This is a genomic window from Pseudonocardia sp. 2-7, from assembly GCF_056341085.1.
Window position 1 is genome coordinate 3,166,054 of record NZ_CP094507.1, and the last position, 20,032, is coordinate 3,186,085.

Here is a 20,032-nt window from a genome sequence, read left to right on the forward strand (position 1 = left end):
CGGGGGACGGACACCTCAGAGCGTGTTGTGAAACCTCGTGAGGTCAGCTCTCGAGGTCTTCTGCTAGGCGGCGGGCTGCTACTTTCTCCACGTCACTGCGGGGGCGCAGGAAGCTGCTCGCCGGCCAGACGGGCCGCCATCAGACGGATCATCGCCACCTTGAGCATGGCCTCGGAGTGCGAGGTCTTACGTTCATGGTCGCGCGCCAACCGTCGACACCTCGAGATCCAGGCGAAGGTCCGTTCCACCACCCAGCGGCGGGGCAGCACCTGGAAGCCTTTCACGTCCGCGTTCCGCGGAACGCACACCACCTCGAGCTGCTCATGCTCGTGCGCCCAGTCGATCAGGCGGGCATCCACGGAGTGGACATAGCCGCCGTCAACCCAGACCAGCCCGACCTGCGGGAACTCACGGTGCAGACCGGCCAGCACCAGCTTGGCCCCGGCCCGGTCCTGCACCGACGCCGAGTGCACCACCGCCCGCAGCTCCAACCCGCAGCTGTCGACCAGCAGATGCCGCTTGCGGCCCCTCACCCGCTTACCAGCGTCGTAGCCGATCTCCGCACCGCCCTCGGCCGAGCAGGCGGACTGGGAGTCCAACACCGCCGCCGAGGGCTGCGGATCGCGCCCGTCGGCGACCCGGACCCGATCGCGCAGAACGTCGTGTACCCGCGCCCAGGTCCCGTCGGCGGTCCAAGCGGCGAACCAGCGATACGCCGTGGACCACGGGACCAGGTCGCGCGGGACCATCCGCCACGCACACCCGCTGACCAGCACACAGCTGATCGTGTCGATCACCAACCGCGGGGAGTACCGGCGCGGCCAGCCACCTAGAACCGGCGCCCGAACCGGCAGCAGCGGTTCGACCACCGCCCACTGCGCATCGGTCAACGACGAGTCATAAGCCGGACGGCAGGAGCATGGGCACACCCGACCGGATGATCACCACCACACGGCCCCCACCAACTACGCCACGCCGCGGGGACACCAGGTTTCACAACACGCTCTCAGGCGCGGTCGATCTCGTCGGCGAGGACGGGGGTGTGCACCGGGTTGTGCTCGCGAAAGCGGCACTCGGCGTAGGTGACCACAGTAGCCACCGTCCCCACCAGGGAAAGACCCACGATCACCGCGAGATAGATCAGTCCCCCGAGCACAGCGAGCACGACAACCTGGGACTGGACCAGCGAGAACACGATCGCCATCGTGATCAGCACGATCACACCGGACAGGACGAACAGAGTCGCCATCCGGCCCAGGATCGACGGGAAACGCGGGTTGACCAGCTGGAACATCCGGCCAAGGCCTCCACGTTCGATCACCACGGTGCCGCCGAACGCGGCGAAGGTGACTGTTCCGAAGTAGAGGAACACCCCTAGCACGACCAGGACGCCGAGGACCGTTGCGATCGCCGACTCCGACGCGACGAGTGCTATCCCAATCAAGTAGACGATCCCGAAGAGCAGCCCGAGCAGCAGCGACCAGCCGATCAACGGCAGCGCTCGGCTACGGGCGAAGGCGAATGCCTGTCCTGCCGTGTACGGACGCTGGGCCGCGTCACGGACCACCACGAACTCCGAGGCGGCCTGAGCGACGGCCCCGAGCACGATGGCCACGAGCACGAAGGCGATGTAGGCGACGACGATCCCCGCGATCGACCCGAAGCCCATCCGGCCGGTGAGGACCGAACTGAGGATGTTCATGATCGCCGCCCCGACGATCGCCGCCACGACGAGGCCCAGCAGCGCCAGCACCCCGAAGAGAATCCCCTGAATAGCCAGCAGGGGCTTCCAGCTTCGTCTGGTACCCGCCACGACCTTGGCGAACCAGTCGCCGAAGGAGAACGGCACCAGCGGGTCCGGGGAGGTACCGCCGGGCGGGGCACCGCCGGAGGGGTGGACGGGCTGGCCGTAGCCGGCCTGCGGGTACTGGCCGCCGTACTGCTGGCCGGTCGGGTACTGGCCGGGGTACTGCTGCCCGGCCCCGGAGTACTGGCCGGGGTACGGGGCCCCGTACTGCTGCTGGCCGCCGTACTGGCCTGCGCCGGGGTACTGGCCGGGGTACTGCTGCTGTCCGTAGGGCTGGCCGGGGTACTGCTGCCCCGGGTCCTGGCCGTACGGGGCCTGGCCGTACGGGGCCTGGCCGTACTGCTGGCCGTACCGCTGGCCGGGGTCCTGCGCGTACTGCTGGCCGTACTGCTGGCCGTACTGCTGGCCGGGGTCCTGCGCGTACGGCCGGCCGTACTGCTGCCCGGGGTCCTGGCCGTACTGCTGGCCGTGCGGGGACGGGGCGGCGGTGCCGTGCTGTCCCGGCTCCTGCGCGCCGGTGGCGTCGTCCTGCCCGGCCTGCTGCCCGCCGGGGTACGGCGTGCCCGGCCGGTCCCCGCTCCCGGCCGCCTGCCCGGGCTCCTGGGCGCCACCGGGCGTCGCGGCTCCCCCGGGACCGGCCTGCGGGTCCTCGCCCCGCGGCGGTTCGTTGCTGCTCATGCGCGCGGACCCTAGTTGCGGGCGGGGTGGGACGGTGCCGAATTCACCGGCTCGCCCCCGATTCGTGACCGACGCGTACGCAGCGTGATCGTCTCCGACCCCGGATCGTCGCCGGAACGCAACGCCGCGGACGCGCGGTGTCACCGGCCCGCAACAGACCCCGTGCACGCTCATGGGGCATGGACACGATCCCGAGTTGCCCGCTCTGCTCCCGTCCGCGCACCCCCGCCGACGTCCGCGGACTCGCCTGGAGCAGCCACCACGGCCCGGCCGGCACGGTGTACGTGTGCGGTCCGTGCACGCGCACCCACCTCGTCGACCTCGAGTGCGGGCTGCTCGACCCGGCACGCGGCGGTGTCGCTCCGGACGCCGCGGCCCCGCTGCCGCACGCGGCCTGACCGGTCGGACGGGGCGGGCCACCACCGACCCGCCCGGCCCGCGGCACGGCGACGGGCGGTCGTCGTAGGGTCACGCCGTGCGCGAGATCCTCGAGTTGCTCGAACGTGACGCGTCGTTGAGCCACGACACCGTCGCCACCATGCTGGGTCTGCCCCGGGACGAGGTCGACGCCCGGATCGCGGAGTGGGAACGCTCCGGGGTGATCCGCAGGCACAAGGCCGTCGTGGACTGGGCCCGGTACGAGGACGGCGGCAACGGTCACTCCGGCGCCGGCCGCGCCGGGGCGCAGGTGACGGCGTTCATCGACGTGTCGGTCGCCCCGGCCCGCGGGGTCGGGTTCGACGACGTCGCCGCCCGCATCTCCCGCTTCGACGAGGTCCGCGACTGCTACCTCGTCTCCGGTGGGCACGACCTGCGCTGCACGGTCGTCGGCCCGGACATCCGCGCGATCAGCGACTTCGTGTCCCAGAAGCTGTCCACGATCGACCGGGTCCGTTCGACCGCCACGCACTTCGTGCTGGCCACGCACAAGCGCGACGGCGACTCCTTCGCCGAGCCGGAGCCCGACCACCGGCTGCCGGTGACCCCGTGAAGGCGCTCAACGCGACGATCTCGGCGATCCCGCCGTCGGGGATCCGGCGGTTCTTCGACATCGCCGCCGAGATGGACGACGTCATCTCCCTCGGTGTCGGTGAGCCCGACTTCGTGACGCCGTGGCGCATCCGCGAGGCCGGGATCTACGCGCTGGAGCGCGGCTACACCACCTACACCGGGAACGCGGGCCTGCCGAAGCTGCGTGAGCTGGTGTGCACGGACCTGGCGTCGCGCTACGACGCCCACTACGACCCCGCCACCGAGTGCCTGGTGACGACCGGGGTGTCCGAGGGGCTGGACCTGGCGTTCCGGGTGCTGCTGAACCCGGGCGAGGAGGTCATCGTCCCGGAGCCCTGCTACGTCGCCTACCAGCCGTGCGTGGCGTTCGCCGGTGGGGTGCCGGTCGGGGTGCCGACCCGCGCCGAGGACGGGTTCGCGATCGACATCGCCGCGGTCGAGGCCGCGATGACGCCGCGGACGAAGGCGATCCTGATCGGCTCCCCGGCCAACCCGACCGGCGCGGTGCAGCCGCCCGAGGTGCTGCGCGAGCTCGTCGCGCTGGCCGAGCGGCACGACCTGTACCTGCTCTCCGACGAGATCTACGACCGCCTCACCTATACCGGCGCCCACACCTGCCTCGGCGCGGTCCCGGGTGCCCGGGAGCGGACGGTGGTCCTGGGCGGGTTCTCCAAGGCCCAGGCGATGACGGGGTGGCGGGTCGGCTGGCTCGCCGCGCCGGAACCGATCGCGGAGCTGTGCCTGCGGGTGCACCAGTACACGATGCTGTGCGCGCCGCACATCTCGCAGATCGCCGCCGTGGAGGCGCTGACCAGCGCGGAGGGCGACGTCGCGGAGATGGTGGCCGACTACGACCGTCGCCGCCGGGTGTTTGTGAAGGGGCTGCGCGAGGCCGGGCTGGACTGCCCGGAGCCGGCGGGCGCGTTCTACGCGTTCCCCTCGATCCGCGCCTCCGGGCTGGACTCGGAGACCTTCGCCGAGCGGCTGCTGCGGGAGGAGTCGGTCGCGGTCGTCCCGGGCAGCGTGTTCGGGCCCTCCGGCGAGGGGCACATCCGCTGCTCGTACGCGACGGCGCTGCCGCAGCTGGAGCAGGCCGTGGAGCGGATCGGGAACTTCCTGCGACGCCTGTAGCCGGGTCGCGCCCGCGACCGGGCGGCACGAGGGCACGCCCGGGCACGCCCGGCAGGCGGCACACGAGACCCCGCGACGACCGCGGGCGGCAGGCGATCAGTCCGGGCCGCGGTAGGTGTGCCCGGTCGGGGTCCTGGTGACAACGGTCCCGTCCGGGGCCCGGGCGATGTGCCAGCCGGGTTGTTCGCGGACGTGGTTGTGGAACTCGCAGACCCCGCGCCCGTTGTCGAGTTCGGTGCGTCCGCCGTCGGCATCCCGCCGGATGTGGTCGAGGTGGCGGACGGGTGCGTCGCAGTAGGGCTCGGTGCACCGGTTCTGCGCCCGGGCCTTCACAAGGGTGGCGAGCAGGCCGGTGAAAGTACGCCTCCGGGAGTCCCCGCCGATCACGATGCCCTGGTCGGTGAGCAGACGGCGCAGGGACTTGGCGCCCTCGGGGGTGGCGAGCAGGTCGGCCGGGACCGGTCCGAAGCCGGGGATCTCCGCGGGCAGCGGGGAGGTGGGGTCGAGCAGCGCCTGGACGGGGACGGTGACCTGGACTTCCAGGTTCACGGCGGTCGCGGTGGCCTGCCCGGTGACGCGTTCGACCAGGGTGTCGGCGAGGACCTGTCCGCGGGTGCGGGTCAGGGGCTGCGGGTCGACCTGGATCTCGACGAACGCCTTCTGCAGCGCGGCCAGGCAGGCGGCGCCCTGCTCGACCGGCACGTACGCGGTCAGGTAGCTCATCGCATCCGGCGCGGGCCGCAGGGTGACCCGGCGCTCGACCCTGGCCGCGTGGACGCGGGCGCGGAACCGGTCGGGAGCGATCTCGGCGACCAGACGCCGCGTCATCGCCCGCAGGCGCCCGATGCCGTAGCGGGTGAGGTCGTGCACGGCAGCGAGCCGGGCGTCGACCCGCGCGCGTTGGGTGGTGTCGAGGTCGCGGCACTCGACGGCGATCGCGGTGACCTTGGCGGCGCTGAGCTGCCCGGTCTCATGGAGGCGCCGGACGTCGTCGAGCCCGGCGTGCAGGTCGCGGGCGTCGGCGACGCGGGTGCGGGCCTCGGTGGTGGAGACCCGGCAGGCCAGTTGGATCTGGGCGACGACGCTGCGGTGGACCTTGTCGACGTCGATCCGGTCATCGACGCGGTGGCTGTCGACATGGGCCTGGGCGAAGGCGCGGATCCGGCTCGCCTGGAGGGCAGCCAGGGAGGCCTGGAGGGATTCGATCTCCTGGATCTGGTCGATCAGCTCGGCCTCGGACAGCCCTTCGGTGTCAGTGGCGAGTGCCTGCTCGACCTGGAACTGGAGCAGGGTGAGGTCACCGGAAGGGAACCCGTCGCCGCGCACGCCGGTGGCGTGGGCGGGTGGTTCCTGGGTGGCGGTCACATCATCGACGATACTCGAACGTGCGTTCGATCGCCAGTTCTCGTTCGCTATCGCGAACTCGTGAACTGCAACGATGATGCACTACCCGAGGTGATGAGATGTCTCGGGACGGTCGAGGACAACGGACGTGCTCAGGGTCTGACGCCGGCAGCCGCTCCCCCGGATCGCGTCGGGTCCGACCACGGCGGGCACGCCCCGCGCCGGAGTGATCGACTGCGACCGGGTCGGCGGGATCAGGCGGGCACCTTCCGCGCCCGCGCCCCCTCCACGAGCCCCCGCACCATCACCGGCCCGAGGTCCCGGGACCGCCGCACGAGCCACGGCACCCCCTGCACCATTAGCCACGCCCCCCGCTGCCAGGCCGTCACCTCCCGCCCGCCGGCGGCGTCGAGCCCGATCTCCCCCGGCACCACGAACCCTGCGGCGCCGAGCAGCGCGGCGAAACCACGCGCCAGCAACCGGTGCCCCAGCTCGGACGGGTGCAACCGGTCCACGCTCCACGCCGCCGGGTCGTAGCTGCCGGCGGTGTCGAGGTCGAGGATCCCGACGGCGGACCGTCCCGTCGCGGCGACGGCGTCGGCCACCGCTCCGTCGACGGCCCCGTTCAGGGCGGCGATCCGGGTGGCGAGCGCCCGCTGCAACGGCCCCGGCAGCGGCCAGACGCGGGTGTGGTCGTGGAAGCGGAGCAGCAGCACGGTCGCACCGGCCCGCAGCAGCAGCTCCAGCGACCCGGCGCAGTCCCGCCGGATCGCGGCCGGGTCGAAGTCCGAGCGCAGGGTGTCGTTCATCCCGGCGCACAGCACGACGACGTCGGGCCCCGACGCCGCGGCCGCGGGCACCTGCCCGTGCCGGGCGTCGGCCATCCGCGCCCCGGTCCGGGCGTGGTTGTCCAGCCGGACCGAGCCGGGGTGGGCGGGATCGTCGAGGGCGTCGCGCAGCAGCGGGCCGAACCCACGCCAGCCACCGCCGGGCAGGGGGTCACCCAGCCCGACGGCGGTGGAGTCGCCCAGCAGGACGAGGTGCCGGACGGGCCGGCCGGTCACGTGCGGTACGGCGACGGGGCGGAGGACCGGATCGACGACGGACGGGCGCACGGTCATCGGGGACACGCCGACACGATCACCGCCGCAGCCACCGTTTCCGTGTGCAACCGGTGACGGGTCCCGTACCGCCGTGGGAACTCTCGGGGCGGGGCCCTACCACTCGCCGCCGCGGAAGGCGGGGAACAGCGGCAGCGTCGACGACGCGTCGGGGAAACGGGTGTCGAGCGCGGTCACCACGGCCGCGGCCAGCGCGGCCGTGCCGGGCCGGGCGGTCGCCTCCGCGGTGACGCCGAGGCCCCGCCAGTAGTGCCGCAGCGCCGTGGAGATCCGCGGGGACCGGCCGGCGTCGGGGCCGATCGGGCCGTCGCGCTCGGGCACCCGCGGCAGCAGCTGCCAGGTCGACCACCACACCCACAGCACGTGGGCGTCGGCGAGGCGCGACTCCAGCAGCTCGGGGTCGTCCAGCTCGGGCCACACCGGCGCGACCTCGGCCCGCCAGGCGTCGAGCATGGCGTGGGCGACGGCGTCGGGCAGGGCGAAGCTCGACGAGCAGCCGGGGAACGGCACCCGCACGTAGGCGGCGTCGAGGACGACGTCGCGGAAGCAGCCCCACTCGAAGTCGACGAACCGCACCCCGCGGCTGGTGACCAGGTTGTTGTCCGGGCAGGTGTCGGACGGGCTGAACGCACGGAACCCGGTGCCGCCGAGCAGGCGCACCCCGCCCTGGGCCTCGAACAGCGCCATCTCCGGCACCTCGACGCCGAGGATCCCGGCCAGCAGCTCCGGCAGACCGGCCAGCGCGGCGCGGGCCTGGTCGGCGACCGGGTCCCGGCGCGCCTTCTCCCCCAGCCGGCGCAGCAGCGCCCCGAAGTCGCCCTCCCGGCCGGCGGTCGCGGCCTGCATCCGGCCCAGGCCGCGGGCCCAGCCGAGCAGGCAGGTCCGGGCGGCCTGGGGGTCCGGGCCGAACAGCTTGTCGGCCAGGGTCAGGCTGCGGCCGAGGTCCTCCAGTACGAGCAGCCGCTGCACCGGGTCGTGCGCGATGATCACAGGGCTGGGCCGGACGTCGCTCGGCAGCGCGGTGAACAGCTGGCAGGACGCGACCTCGTAGCGGAACGGGTCCGACGCCAGGTCCGTGCCGTCCTCGGGCGGCGCGTAGTGCTTCACGACGACGCTGCGCCGGTCGGAGAACGGGTTCTTCGCCATCCGGGCCCGGGCGACGACGGAACGGCCGCTGCCGCCCAGGTCCTCGGGCTCGAACAGCTCGACCTCCGAGCCCGCCCGCCGCGACAGCAACCGCGCGGCCCCGGCCACCGCCGCGACCGCGCCGGGAGTCGACTGCGGATCGGTCATCGAAGGGGACCCTACCCTTCGGAGAGCGCGCGGTCCGCGCCCCGACGACGCGATCCGCGACGGGTGAGCACCAGCACCGCGGCCGCCGCATCGATGGCGCCCACCACGTCGGCCTCGACCAGGTCACCGGCCGGGTACACCGCCACCCCGGGGTGGACCACCAGGTGGCCCACCCCGGGTTGGGCGTCGAGGACGCTGCGGACCTTCGACCGTCCGCCCGGGTGGGCAGACCACCCGCAGGTGCAGCGCCTACGCGGCCGGGCCGGGCTTCTCCGGGGCACCGCCGCCGGTCTCCCCGGGGCGGCCGGGCGCCGACCCGCCGGGCGCGGGCGCCGTCGGCTTCGCGTCGACGCCCGCCTCCTTGCGCTGCGCGGCGGTGATCGGCGCGGGGGCCTGGGTGAGCGGGTCGAACCCGCCGCCGGTCTTCGGGAACGCGATGACCTCGCGGATCGAGTCGACGCCGGCGAGCAGCGCGGTGATCCGATCCCAGCCGAACGCGATCCCGCCGTGCGGCGGCGGACCGAACGAGAAGGCGTCGAGCAGGAAGCCGAACTTCTCCTGTGCCTCCTCCGCGGACAGGCCCATGATCTCGAAGACCCGCTTCTGCACGTCGGCCGAGTGGATACGGATCGAGCCGCCGCCGATCTCGTTGCCGTTGCAGACGATGTCGTAGGCGTAGGCCAGGGCGTTGCCCGGGTCCTTCTCGAAGGTGTCGATCCACTCCGGGGTCGGAGAGGTGAACGCGTGGTGCAGCGCGGTCCACGCACCGCCGCCGACGGCGACGTCGTCGGTGTCGGCGGCCGACTCGAACAGCGGCGCGTCGACGATCCAGACGAACGACCAGGCCGAGGAGTCGATCGCACCGGTCCGCCGGGCGATCTCGCCCCGGGCCGCGCCCAGCAGCGCGCGGGCCTCGGTGGGCTTGCCGGCGGCGAAGAAGATGCAGTCGCCGGGGTGCGCGCCGACGGCCTCGGCCAGGCCGGACCGCTCGGCCTCGGACAGGTTCTTGACCACGGGGCCGCGCTCGTCGACCTGCCCGTCCTCACCGATCAGCACGTAGGCCAGGCCGCGGGCGCCGCGCTGCTTGGCCCACTCCTGCCAGCCGTCGAGCACCTTGCGGGGCTGCGACGCCCCGCCCGGCATGACGACCGCGCCGACGTAGGGGTTCTGGAAGACCCGGAACCCGGTTCCCGCGAAGTACGACGTGAGCTCGGTGAGCTCGATGTCGAAGCGCAGGTCGGGCTTGTCCGAGCCGTAGCGGGCCATCGCCTCGGCGTAGGGCATCCGGCGGATCGGGGTCTCGATCTCGTACCCGACGAGGCGCCACAGCGCGGTGAGGACCTTCTCGGCGAGTGCGATGACGTCGTCCTGCTCGACGAAGCTCATCTCGATGTCGAGCTGGGTGAACTCCGGCTGGCGGTCGGCGCGGAAGTCCTCGTCGCGGTAGCAGCGCGCGATCTGGTAGTACCGCTCCAGCCCGCCGACCATGAGCAGCTGTTTGAACAGCTGCGGGCTCTGCGGCAGCGCGTACCAGGAGCCGGGGCGCAGCCGCGCCGGGACGACGAAGTCGCGCGCGCCCTCGGGGGTGGACCGGGTCAGGGTCGGCGTCTCGACCTCGATGAAGTCCTCCGCGGCCAGCACGTCGCGGGCGGCCTTGTTCACGTCGCTGCGCAGCTTCATCGCCGCGGCGGGCCCGGAACGACGCAGGTCGAGGTAGCGGTGGGAGAGCCGGATCTCCTCGCCGACGCCGGTGTGCTCGTCGATCGGGAACGGCAGCGGCGCCGACTCCGACAGGACGGTCAGCTCGGTGACCGTGACCTCGATGTCGCCGGTCGGCAGGTCGGAGTTCTCGTTGCCCGCGGGCCGGCGGACGACCTCGCCGACGACCTGGATGCAGAACTCGGAGCGCAGCCGGTGGGCCCGCTCGGCCATCTCGCCCTCGCGGAACACGACCTGGGCCGATCCGGAGCGGTCCCGCAGGTCGATGAAGATCACGCCGCCGTGATCGCGGCGGCGGGCCACCCATCCGGCGAGGGTCACGGTCTGGCCGGCGTTCTCGGCACGCAGCGTGCCGACGGGGTGGGTTCGCATCACGGCGGTCAAGGCTATCGGCATCCCCCGGGCCGTCTGCCACCAGGTTTCCGGCGGGTTCTCAGAGCAGGCTCAGCTGCCCGTCCCCGGGCTCCGCAGCCCGCGGCGACGCGACCGGCTGCCGGGACCACCCCGGGTCGCGCGGGTTCGGCTCGGGCCGGTCCAGGCCGTGCCGAGCCAGCAGCGGGGCGACCCGCCGGGCCAGGGTCCCGCGGTAGTCCCGGGTGGCGTAGGCCCCGCCGCGGTAGAGCCGCTCGTAGCGCGGCAGCAGCGCGGGGTGGGTCCGCCCCAGCCAGGCCAGGAACCACTCCCGGGCCCCGGGACGCAGGTGCAGCGCGAGCACCGTGGCCCGGCTCGCCCCGGCGGCGGCGATCTCCGCCAGCAGGGCGTCGAGGGCCTCGGTGGAGTCGGTCAGCCACGGCAGCACCGGGGCCACCATGACCCCGCAGGGCAGGCCGGCGTCGGTGATCCGGCGGACGAGGTCGAGGCGGGCGAGCGGACCGGGGGTGCCCGGCTCCAGGTGCGACTGCAGCTCCCGGTCCAGCAGCGCGATCGACACCCCGGTGCCGACGCGGACGTCGGCGTTCGCGGCCGCGAGCTGCGGCAGGTCCCGGCCCAGCACGGTGCCCTTGGTCAGGATGGAGAACGGCGTGCCGGAGCGGGCCAGCGCGGTGATCACCCCGGGCATCAGCCGGTAGCGGCCCTCCGCCCGCTGGTAGGGGTCGGTGTTGGTACCCATCGCGACGTGCTCGCGCCGCCACGACGGCCGGGCCAGCTCCCGCTCCAGCACCCGTGCCACGTTCACCTTGACCACGATCTGGGAGTCGAAGTCCGCGCCCGCGTCGAGGTCGAGGTAGGTGTGGGTGTTGCGGGCGAAGCAGTTGTGGCTGACCACCCCGGCGGCGACGAAGTCCCCCGTGCCGGTGGTGATGTCGACCATCGGGCGGAGGGTGCCGGTGTCGCGGACCGCCACGACCCGCGGCGCTCCCCCCGGCGGCTCCTCGACGCGGGCGCCGCCGACGTCGCGCACCCGGGCCACGGCCGGGTCGGTCACCGCGACCAGCCGCAGCTGCTCGGCGACCCCGCCCAACACCCGCAGCGCCCGCACCCCGGGCCGGGCCGACGGCTCGGAGGCCACGCGGAACCCGAGCCGGCGCAGCGCGTCGACACAGGCCCGGGTGAGCTCCTCGTCGCCGGGCACGATCCGCAGCACACCGGCGGAGACCTCACCGCAGGCGTCGACGATCCCGCCGACGAACCCGGCCGTCCAGCCGCGGGCGGGCCGCTGCGGCCAGGCCGTCGGCGACGGGGCGGGCGCCGCGATCATCCCGGCGGCCACGGGCGCCGGCCGTGCGGTCAGCAGGTGGTGGGCGCGGGCGAGCGCCTCCAGCTCGACCCAGGCGGTCGGGAACGGCTCGGCCCGCACCCGGCCGCGCACCGCGTCGGCCCGGACCAGCCCGCACAGCCAGCCCTCGGCGTATCCGTCGGGCCGGGCCCTGCCCGGGACCGCGGCCGCACCGGGCCCGACCAGCGCCGTCCCCGGGCTCAGGTGCGGCCGGTCCGCGGAGGCCCGGCAGCGCCCCGGTCGCACGTGCGCCCAGCCGGAGGTGGTGAGGAAGCGGTGCTCGGCGGAGGTGACGAGCCGCGTGCCGTCGTCGAGGGTCACCTCCTGGGCGCGGCGCCGCGTCGACCAGCGCCCGAGCACCGGGGTGCGGACGAAGCGGCGCCGACCGCCGCCGTCGGTGACGGTGCCGACCACCTCGTCGCCCGGGCGCAGCTCCCCGATCGGCCGCGACCGGCCGTCGGCGGTGAGTACCGGGGTCTCCGGGACGAGGCAGTAGGTGCACGCGTGCGAGCAGCCGCGGTAGGGGTTGACCGTCCAGCCGAACGGCACCGGTGACGACGACGGCACCCGGTTCAGCACCGAGCGCGCCTCGACCTCGTGGAACACCGTGTCCGCGAACCCCGGCGTGCGCACCGAGCGCAGCAACCCCCGCATCCCCGGCAGCGCCGTCGCGTTCCCGACACCGTCCACCCCGACCTGCTGTCCGTCCCATCGCACCGAGTCAGTCGAACACAAGTTCGAACGTCGGACAACCGGTCGTCGCCGGGCGGTCGCGTCCGGGCGAACGGCACCCCGCAGGTCGAAGATCGTTTGCAAGGATGCGGACGTGCCCCCGCCCCCGCCCGTGCCGCGTGACCCGTCCGCCCCCGACGGCGGGCGGCCCGCCGCCCCGCGGACGGGTGGGCGGCGGCGCGCCGAGGACCGGCCCCCGGGCGCCTCGGGCGGGCACCGGCTCCCGGGTGGCGAACCGGCGCGGCACCGGGCCCGCCACGCTCCGGCCCCGCGGCGTCCGGCCCCCGTGGAGGACCGCCCCGGGCCCGCACCGGCGCGCGGCGCGGCGGCGGACCCCGCCGACGGCGCCGAGACCGGTCCCATCCCCCACCCCGGGCACCCGGGCGGCTGGGGCGACTGCCCCGGCCAGGCCGACCTCGGCGCCACACCCGGCCCGGCGGCCCCGCCCGCAGCCGGCCGGGGACACCGGCCGGGACACGAGCACGGACACGGGTACGGGCACGGCGCCGCGTCCCCGGCCGGGAGACGGGTGCGCAGACTGCTGGTCGCGCTGCTCGTGCCGTGCGTGCTCGCGACGCTCGCCGGGGTGGCCCTGCTGTGGCCGGGTGCGACCCCGGTCCCGGAGATCCCACCCACCCAGCAGGTGCACGGGACCGTCACCGCGGTGCAGGTCGCGGACTGCTCCCCCGGCGCCGGGGACCGTCGCTGCACCGGGGTGACGGTCGCGCTGTCCGACGGGCCGCGCGCCGGGCGGGACCTGGTGCAGCTGGTGCCGAACGAGCCGTCGACGCCGCGGTTCGCGGTGGGCGACCCGGTCACGCTGTCCTGGTCGGGCGCGAACCCCGACGACGCGGGCTCCTACCAGCTCGTGGACTTCCAGCGCGGCGCTCCGCTGGGGTGGCTGGCGGCGGCGTTCGCGCTGGCCGTCGTGGTGCTCGGGCGGCTGCGCGGGTTCGCGGCCCTGGTCAGCCTGGCGCTGAGCTTCGGGATCCTCCTGTGGTTCGTGCTGCCGGCGATCCTGTCCGGCGGCTCCCCGCTCGCGGTCGCCGTCACCGGCGCCTGCCTGATCATGTTCGTGGTGCTGTACCTGACCCACGGGTTCACCGCGCGGACCTCGTGCGCGGTGCTCGGCACGCTGGCCTCGCTCGCCCTGATCGGGGTGCTGGGCTACCTGTTCACCGTCACCTCGCGGCTCACCGGGCTCGACGACACCACCGCCACGCTGATCGGCACGCTCGGCCCCGGGGTACCGATCGACCCGCGCGGCCTGGTGCTGGCCGGACTGGTGATCGGCGCGCTCGGGGCGCTCGACGACGTCACCGTCACCCAGGCCTCCGCGGTGTGGGAGCTGGGCGCGGCGAACCCCGAGCTGGGTGTGCGCGAGCTGTTCGCGGCCGGGATGCGGATCGGGCGCGACCACGTCGCGTCCGCGGTGAACACCCTGGTGCTGGCCTACGCCGGCGCCGCGCTCCCGCTGCTGCTGCTGTTCACGGTGGCGGCGGGCGGCGTGACCCAGGTGCTCACCAGCCAGGACGTGGCGACCGAGATCGTGCGGACCCTGGTGGGCAGCATCGGGCTGGTCGCCGCCGTCCCGGTGACGACCGGGCTGGCCGCACTCGTCGTCGGCCGGCGCTGAGTCCGGCCCGGCGACCTACCCGGCGGGCTGGAGCACGAAGTCGTAGCGGGCCTCGTACCAGGGCACCTCGCTGTGCCCGCCGTCCGGCGTGGGGCCGGGCTCGCGGCGGGTGAAGTCGACGACGAGCTCGCGCTTGACCCCGAACACGACGTCGGAGTCGAGGAACTCGGTGCCCTCCCGGAACAGGTGGGTGATCAGCGGCTCGTAGCCGGGTACGGCCAGCAGGAAGTGGATGTGCGCGGGCCGCATCGGGCTGATGTCGGTGCGCGAGACGAGGTCGCCGACGGGGCCGTCCATCGGGATGGCGTAGCCGAGCGGGGCGATGGTGCGCAGGCAGTAGCCGCCGTCGTCGCCGGTGGTGTACTTCGCGCGCAGCCGGGCCTCGTCGACGTCGAGCTGGGCCTCGTAGGTGCCGTCGGCGTCGGACTGCCAGACGTCGAGGACGGCTCCGGTCACCGGGGTGCCGTCGAGTGCGCGGACGCTGCCGTGCACGAACAGCGGGTCGCCGGGCAGCCCGTCGGACATGTCCTCGCCGGAGGCCTTCTCCGGGGAGCCGTCGATGTGGAACGGGCCGAGCACCGTCGCCGGGGTCGCGGCCGGGTCGAGCCGGTGGTTCTGCTGGACGACGAGCATCGACAGCCCGAGCACGTCGGAGGCGAGGATGAACTCCTCGCGCTTGTCGTCGGAAATCTGCCCGGTGGCCGTCAGCCAGCGCACCGCGGCCATCCACTCGTCCTCGGTGAGGCGGGTCTCGCGGGCGAAGTCGTGCAGGTGGCGCACCAGGGCGGTCATCAGCTCGGCGGTGCGCGGGTCGTGCGCAGTCGCCCAGCGCGCGACGGCGGCGTCGGTGATCGTGTCCTCGGTGACGGTGGTGGGCTGCGTCATCGCAGGTCTCCCTCGGGCTGGTACGGGTCGGGGTCGACGGACCGGTTGTGCAGGTCCACGGACAGGAAAATGTCGTTGGCGACGGGATGGCGCAGCTCCTCGGCGAGCTGGCCGATCAGGCCCGCGGTGCGGGCGAGCAGGGCGAAGCCGCGCAGCAGCTCGAGCGGCAGCCCGAGGTCGGCGAGCGCGGCGCCGCAGACGCCGGCGCCGTTGAGCGGCAGGGTGCGGCCGAGGACCTGCGGGTGCACCCGGCCGATCGCGGCGAACAGGCTCAGGTGGTCGCCGAGCAGGCCCTCCTCGGCGGCGATCGCGAACAGCCGCGGGGTGCGGGGGTCGCCGTCCTTGTGGACGTGGTGGCCCAGGCCCGGCACGAACCGCTTCGCCGCCCGCTGCGCGGTGACGACGTCGAGGGCGACGGCGTTCCAGCCGTCGTCGGTGGTGGGGCGCTCGGCGGGCAGGTGGTCGTGCAGGAACCGGCCGCAGTCCTCGGTCACGCCGAGGAAGCGCGACCCGCCCCCGAGCAGCCCGGCGGCGAGTGCGCCCTGCACCGAGTCCGGCGCGGACAGGTGGGTGAGCCGGGTGACGATCGCGGTCGGGGTGAACCCGTGGTCGGCCAGCGCGGCGAGGACGGCCTCGAACACGCGGGTCTCACCGGGGGTGGGGCGACGCTGGGTGGCGAGCCAGAACGCGAGCTCGCCGAACCCGACCTTCCCCATGACGTCGTCGGCGAGGTCGTGGCCGAGCAGGGTGATGGCGTCCTTCGACGAGGCGCCCAGAGCGGTGGGGTAGGTCATGAGTCGAGCCACTTCCGCAGGTCGGCGCCGTGCTCGTCGAGCCGCGGCGGAGGGAGCCGGTAGACGGCCGGGGTGGCGGAGAACCGGACCGGGTGCCGGGTGGTGGGCACCGCGCGGTCCCCCTCCCCGACCGTGACGACGGGATCGAGCCCGAAGCGCTCGGCCATCGCGAACCCGCCGTCGATGGTCTGGATCGGCCCGGCCGGCACGCCGGCGGCGGTGAGCAGCTCGAACCACTCGACGGCCCCCCGGGTCGCCAGCCGCTCGACCAGCAGCGGGCGCAGCTCCTCCCGGTTGACCGTGCGGTCGGCGTTGCGGGCGAAGCGGGGGTCGTCGGCGAGGCCGGGCACCTCGAGCACGCCGCAGAGCTTGCGGAACTGGGCGTCGTTGCCGGCGGCGACGATGAGGTCGTCGTCGGCGGTGGGCATCGGCTCGTAGGGGAAGACCGAGGGGTGGGCGTTGCCCATCCGGTAGGGCACCGTCCCGCCGGCGACCCAGGCGGAGCTGTGGTTGACCAGGCCGGTCAGCGCGGAGGACAGCAGGTTGACCTCGACGTGCTGACCGGCGCCGGTGCGGTCGCGGTGGCGCAGCGCGGCGAGGACGCCGATCGCGGCGTGGTTGCCCGCCATCACGTCGAACACCGAGATCCCGGCCCGGTACGGCGGCCCGTCCGGGTCGCCGGTGAGGCTCATCAGCCCGGACATCGCCTGCACCATGAGGTCGTAGCCGGGGACGTGCGCGCCCGCACCGGAGCCGAACCCGGAGATCGAGGCGTAGACGACACCGGGGTTGTCGGCGGCGACGGAGGCGTGGTCCAGCCCGAAGCGGGCCATCCCGCCGGGCCGCAGGTTCTCGATGACGACGTCGGCGCGGCGGGCGAGCTCGCGGGCCGCGGCGAGGTCGCCGGGGTCGCGCAGGTCGAGCGCGATCGACCGCTTCCCCCGGTTGATGCCGAGGTAGTAGGTGGCCTCGCCGTCGCGCTCGGGCGGGGTCCAGGTGCGGGTGTCGTCGCCCGCCGGTCCCTCGACCTTGACGACGTCGGCGCCCATGTCCGCCAGCAGCATCGTCGCGTACGGGCCGGCCAGGATGCGCGAGAAGTCGGCCACGAGGATGCCCTCGAGCGGCCCGCCGGTTCCGGCTTCCGCCATCGGTTCCCTCCGAAGTGATCGCTGTGCGGACGCTTGTCCGCCAGATGATCGTGGACCCGTCCGGGCCGGGAGGTCAAGCGGGGGCGGACACCGTCACGTGCGGGGCGGTGGCGAGCCGGGCGAAGTCGGCGCTGATGTCGCCCGCGGTCTGCAGCAGCAGCGGCAGATGGTGTTCGAGCAGGGTCTCCAGCGAGGTCTCCGCGGCGTGGCAGTTGACGTTGACCCCGGCGATCACCCGGCCCTCGCCGTCGCGGAGGGGCGCGGCGACCGAGCGGATGCCGGGCGCGAGCTGCTCGTCGGTGAGCGCCCAGCCGCGGGCGCGGACCTCGCGCAGCTCGGCCACGCGCTCGGCCGGGTCGGGGTCGCGGCGCGGGGTGAGCCCGGAGCGCGACGGCTCGGCCAGCACGCGTTCCAGCTCGTCGGGGGCCAGCGCGGCGAGCTGCACCTTCCCCAGCGAGGTCGACGCCGCCGGGAACCGGGTCCCGATCTGGACCGAGAGCGCGACGATCTTGGGCACCGCGACCCGCGCGACGTAGACGATGTCGCTGCCGTCGAGCTGGGCGATCGAGCAGGACTCGTGGGTGCGCTCGACCAGGCGCTCCAGGTGCGGACGCGCGACGTCCCACAGCCCGGTGGAGCGGACGTAGGCGACCCCGAGGTCGAGCACCCGCGGGGTGAGCGTGTACCCGCGCTCGCAGGCGCGGACGTAGCCGAGCTCGGCGAGGGTGAGCAGCACCCGGCGCACGGTCGGCCGGGCGAGCCCGGTCGCCGCGGCGAGGTCGGCCAGGGTCATCTCCGGCCGGCCGGGCCGGAACGCGGTGATCACCTCCAGGCCGCGGGCGAGCGCCTCGATGAAGTCCGGGCCGGTCCCGTCGCGTGGCATGGCGCCACGGTAGCCCCTCGTGTCCGCCCTGCGGACAGGCCGCGGCCGACCGACCCGACGCAGGCCCCCGCCCGGACGTTGACAGCACAACGAGGGTGCGCGACAGTGACCGCCGTTCCAGGGTGTCCGCACAGCGGACGTCCGTCCGGCCGATCGAGGAGTACGCCGATGAGCGTCGTCTTCCGCAACGCGACCGTCCTGACCGTCGATGCGGGCCGGACGGTCCTGTCCGGTCACGACGTCCTGGTGACCGGTGACCGGATCGCCGCGGTCGGGGTGGGCCTGGCGGTGCCCGAGGGCACCGAGGAGATCGACGCGGCCGGGGGCATCGTGATGCCCGGCATGATCGACACCCACCGGCACATGTGGCAGACCTCGCTGCGTGGCTACGGCGCCGACTGGACGCTGACCCAGTACTTCGTGTGGAACTACCTGGAGTGGGGGAAGATCTTCCGGCCGGAGGACGTCCACGCGGGCAACCTGCTCGCCGCGCTCGAGGCGCTCGACGCGGGCGTCACCACCACCGTCGACTGGTCGCACGGGCTGCAGACCCCGCAGCACGCGGACGCCGCCGTCGACGCCCTGACCGCCACCGCGGGCCGGTTCGTGCTCGCCTACGGCAACATCCACGACGCCCCCGCGAACTGGACCGCCGACCCCGGGTTCCGCGAGTTCGTGTCCCGGCGCATCACCCCCGGCGACGACATGCTCGGCTTCCAGCTCGCCTTCGACGTCACCGGTGACCCCGCGTTCCCCGAGCGCCCCGCGTTCGAGGTGGCCCGCGAGCTCGGCGTCGGCGTCACCACGCACGCCGGGGTGTGGGGCGCGACCAACGACGACGGCGTCCGGCTGATGCACGAGCACGGCTTCGCCGGGCCGGACACCGTCTACGTGCACGCCGCGACCCTGTCCGCCGACTCCTACCACCGGATCGCCGCGACCGGCGGCTCGGTGTCGGTGTCCACCGAGAGCGAGCAGAGCGCCGGTCAGGGCTACCCGCCCACCTGGGCGCTGCGCGAGCACGGGATCCCGGTGTCGCTGTCGATGGACACCTCGATGTGGTGGAGCGCGGACCTGTTCTCGGCGATGCGCAGCACGCTGGGCGCCGACCGGTCCCGCGAGCACCTGGAGGCACACGCGCGCGGGGACACCGTCACCCACTCGTCGCTGCGGGCCGAGCAGGTCGTGGAGTGGGCGACCCGCGGCGGGGCCCGCGCGATCGGGCGCGAGTCCGACCTCGGCTCGGTCGAGGTCGGCAAGAAGGCCGACCTGGTGCTGCTGCGCAACGACCACTCACCGGTGTCGTTCCCGCTGCTCAACCCGCACGGTCACGTCGCGTTCCAGGCCCAGCGCGGCGACGTGCACACCGTGCTGGTGGACGGGCGCGTGGTGAAGCGCGACGGGCGCCTGGTCGACGTCGACCTCGTCGCCGCGCGGACCGCGGTCACCGCCACCGTCGAGCACCTGCGCGCCACGATGGGCGAGGCGGCCTGGCAAGCCGGGATGAACCCCGATATCCCCGAGACCGAGGTCCTCGACAATCCCTACACCTACACCGACTACCGCAGCGCGGCCACGCACGGCGGCTGATCAGGCGGGGAGGCGGGCGACCAGGTGCGCCTCCCCGTCGCCCTCGCCGTGGGCGAGGACCTCGAGGCCGGCGAACGCGGCGGTCAGCTCACCGGGCACCGCCCGGAACGGGCCGCCCGTGTCGCCGACCTCGGACAGCACCGTGACCACCAGCAGCCCGCCCGGCGCGAGCGCGGCACGCAGCGCCGGGTAGAGCGCCGGGTCGCGGAACCGCTGGCAGACGACGACGTCGTAGCGGTCGTCGTCGCGGGGGAAGCCGGCGTCGAGGTCGGCCTCCACCCAGCGCACCCGTACGTCGTGGGCGGCGGCCAGCCCGGCGCCCGCGGCGAGCCCGGCCGGGGACACGTCGACGGCGACGACGTCGAGCCCCTGCATCGCCAGCCACACCGCGACCGCGCCGCGCCCGCAGGCCACGTCCAGCGCCCGGCCCGAGGACGGGAGCAGGTCCGTGCGCCCGCGCAGCGCGTCCGGCGGGAGCGGCGACCCGGCCCCCGCGGCGGTGTGCCGGGCGTCCCAGCGTTCGCGGTCCGAGGCCGCCACCGC

General features: G+C 74.2%; 19 protein-coding genes. 6 read left to right on the forward strand and 13 right to left on the reverse strand.

The features are described from left to right. Positions 1-43: 43 nt before the first annotated feature. Together MTO91_RS15360 and MTO91_RS15365 are read right to left on the reverse strand one after the other, a co-directional pair. Positions 44-929, reverse strand: a protein-coding gene (locus tag MTO91_RS15360) for an IS5 family transposase (protein WP_476651632.1) whose coding sequence is annotated in 2 segments (ribosomal slippage) — positions 44-103 and positions 105-929 — 885 coding nt in all. Because the reading frame shifts where the segments join, the coding sequence is not laid out codon by codon here. Positions 930-1,006: 77 nt separating this feature from the next. Beyond that, complete coding sequence (locus MTO91_RS15365) at positions 1,007-1,849, reverse strand: hypothetical protein (RefSeq protein WP_405416801.1); 843 nt, start codon at positions 1,847-1,849, stop codon at positions 1,007-1,009. A 45-nt stretch (positions 1,850-1,894) separates the two neighbouring features. On the opposite strand from MTO91_RS15365, the gene MTO91_RS15370 reads away from it, so the two are divergent. From MTO91_RS15370 to MTO91_RS15385, 4 genes are all read left to right on the forward strand, one after another. Then, positions 1,895-2,500: a hypothetical protein gene (locus MTO91_RS15370; protein WP_476651633.1), complete on the forward strand. Its 606-nt coding sequence runs from the start codon at positions 1,895-1,897 to the stop codon at positions 2,498-2,500. 164 nt (positions 2,501-2,664) lie between these two features. After that, entirely contained in the window at positions 2,665-2,883 is a 219-nt protein-coding gene (locus MTO91_RS15375) for a hypothetical protein (protein WP_062395679.1), read from the forward strand. A 77-nt stretch (positions 2,884-2,960) separates the two neighbouring features. Next, positions 2,961-3,476 carry an Lrp/AsnC family transcriptional regulator gene (locus tag MTO91_RS15380; protein WP_405416799.1) on the forward strand — a complete coding sequence of 172 codons (516 nt, stop codon included), beginning with the start codon at positions 2,961-2,963 and terminating at the stop codon, positions 3,474-3,476. Beyond that, the gene (locus MTO91_RS15385; RefSeq protein ID WP_476651635.1) at positions 3,473-4,627 is read left to right on the forward strand and encodes an aminotransferase class I/II-fold pyridoxal phosphate-dependent enzyme; all 1,155 of its coding nucleotides are present in this window, start codon (positions 3,473-3,475) and stop codon (positions 4,625-4,627) included. Before MTO91_RS15380 ends, MTO91_RS15385 begins: the two co-directional genes overlap by 4 nt. Before the next feature lie 96 nt (positions 4,628-4,723). Here the strand turns inward: MTO91_RS15385 and MTO91_RS15390 are convergent, their stop codons facing one another. The 6 genes from MTO91_RS15390 to MTO91_RS15415 all read right to left on the reverse strand — a co-directional run bounded on the left by MTO91_RS15390 (position 4,724) and on the right by MTO91_RS15415 (position 12,511). Beyond that, positions 4,724-5,992, reverse strand: a complete 1,269-nt coding sequence (locus MTO91_RS15390; protein ID WP_405416796.1) for an HNH endonuclease — start codon at positions 5,990-5,992, stop codon at positions 4,724-4,726. Between the two features lie 233 nt (positions 5,993-6,225). Continuing rightward, positions 6,226-7,092, reverse strand: coding sequence for an SGNH/GDSL hydrolase family protein (locus MTO91_RS15395; protein ID WP_405421791.1), 867 nt, complete (start codon positions 7,090-7,092; stop codon positions 6,226-6,228). Between the two features lie 96 nt (positions 7,093-7,188). Continuing rightward, positions 7,189-8,385 carry a hypothetical protein gene (locus tag MTO91_RS15400; RefSeq protein ID WP_251782364.1) on the reverse strand — a complete coding sequence of 399 codons (1,197 nt, stop codon included), beginning with the start codon at positions 8,383-8,385 and terminating at the stop codon, positions 7,189-7,191. An 11-nt stretch (positions 8,386-8,396) separates the two neighbouring features. After that, a complete protein-coding gene (locus MTO91_RS15405; protein ID WP_337826029.1) occupies positions 8,397-8,546 on the reverse strand; it encodes a hypothetical protein in 150 nt (49 codons plus the stop codon). 88 nt (positions 8,547-8,634) lie between these two features. Then, positions 8,635-10,479 carry an aspartate--tRNA ligase gene (aspS, locus tag MTO91_RS15410; protein ID WP_073574668.1) on the reverse strand — a complete coding sequence of 615 codons (1,845 nt, stop codon included), beginning with the start codon at positions 10,477-10,479 and terminating at the stop codon, positions 8,635-8,637. A gap of 58 nt (positions 10,480-10,537) precedes the next feature. Next, entirely contained in the window at positions 10,538-12,511 is a 1,974-nt protein-coding gene (locus tag MTO91_RS15415) for an intein-containing Rv2578c family radical SAM protein (protein ID WP_476651636.1), read from the reverse strand. 571 nt (positions 12,512-13,082) lie between these two features. Here MTO91_RS15415 and MTO91_RS15420 point away from each other — a divergent pair. After that, a complete protein-coding gene (locus MTO91_RS15420; protein ID WP_405416791.1) occupies positions 13,083-14,189 on the forward strand; it encodes a YibE/F family protein in 1,107 nt (368 codons plus the stop codon). Positions 14,190-14,204: 15 nt separating this feature from the next. On the opposite strand, the gene MTO91_RS15425 is transcribed toward MTO91_RS15420, so the two are convergent. The 4 genes from MTO91_RS15425 to MTO91_RS15440 all read right to left on the reverse strand — a co-directional run bounded on the left by MTO91_RS15425 (position 14,205) and on the right by MTO91_RS15440 (position 17,899). Continuing rightward, positions 14,205-15,074: a dioxygenase family protein gene (locus tag MTO91_RS15425; protein ID WP_476651637.1), complete on the reverse strand. Its 870-nt coding sequence runs from the start codon at positions 15,072-15,074 to the stop codon at positions 14,205-14,207. Next, positions 15,071-15,868: a citryl-CoA lyase gene (locus MTO91_RS15430; protein ID WP_476651639.1), complete on the reverse strand. Its 798-nt coding sequence runs from the start codon at positions 15,866-15,868 to the stop codon at positions 15,071-15,073. Before MTO91_RS15430 ends, MTO91_RS15425 begins: the two co-directional genes overlap by 4 nt. Further along, on the reverse strand, positions 15,865-17,016 hold the full coding sequence (locus tag MTO91_RS15435) for a CaiB/BaiF CoA transferase family protein (RefSeq protein ID WP_346107182.1): 1,152 nt from the start codon (positions 17,014-17,016) through the stop codon (positions 15,865-15,867). Before MTO91_RS15435 ends, MTO91_RS15430 begins: the two co-directional genes overlap by 4 nt. Before the next feature lie 73 nt (positions 17,017-17,089). Further along, positions 17,090-17,899: an IclR family transcriptional regulator domain-containing protein gene (locus tag MTO91_RS15440; protein ID WP_346107184.1), complete on the reverse strand. Its 810-nt coding sequence runs from the start codon at positions 17,897-17,899 to the stop codon at positions 17,090-17,092. Positions 17,900-18,067: 168 nt separating this feature from the next. Between MTO91_RS15440 and MTO91_RS15445 the strand changes: the two genes are divergently transcribed. After that, a complete protein-coding gene (locus tag MTO91_RS15445) occupies positions 18,068-19,489 on the forward strand; it encodes an amidohydrolase family protein (protein WP_476651640.1) in 1,422 nt (473 codons plus the stop codon). Here MTO91_RS15445 and MTO91_RS15450 read toward each other — a convergent pair whose 3' ends face one another. Continuing rightward, a complete protein-coding gene (locus MTO91_RS15450) occupies positions 19,490-20,029 on the reverse strand; it encodes a class I SAM-dependent methyltransferase (RefSeq protein WP_208823691.1) in 540 nt (179 codons plus the stop codon). Positions 20,030-20,032: the final 3 nt, after the last annotated feature.